Origin of the sequence: Pseudomonas sp. SIMBA_067 (assembly GCF_046534675.1) — a bacterium.
Lineage (GTDB): Bacteria > Pseudomonadota > Gammaproteobacteria > Pseudomonadales > Pseudomonadaceae > Aquipseudomonas > Aquipseudomonas putida.
In genome coordinates, this window is record NZ_JAWRYH010001174.1 from 1 (window position 1) to 242 (window position 242).

The 242-nt window shown below is 59.5% G+C and carries 1 protein-coding gene; it reads left to right on the top strand.

The annotated features are described in order from the left end of the window. A partial coding sequence (locus SB765_RS32980; protein ID WP_410932943.1) for a hypothetical protein occupies window positions 1–242 on the top strand: 242 nt, incomplete at both ends.

Consider the following 242-nt stretch of genomic DNA (forward strand, 5'->3'; position numbering starts at 1 on the left):
GGGTTGTGAAGTGTGCAAACCGCTGGTGGCGTCACTGCTCGCCTCATGCTGGAACGACTATCTGCTAAAACCGGCGCATCTGCCGTTGCAGGACACCAACGACCGCTATTTCGCCAATATCCAGAAAGATGGCACCTATTCGGTGGTGCCGCGCGTCCCGGCGGGCGAAATCACGCCGCAGGGGTTGATCGCGATTGGCGAGGTGGCGGCGCGTTACGATCTTTACACCAAAATCACCGGCG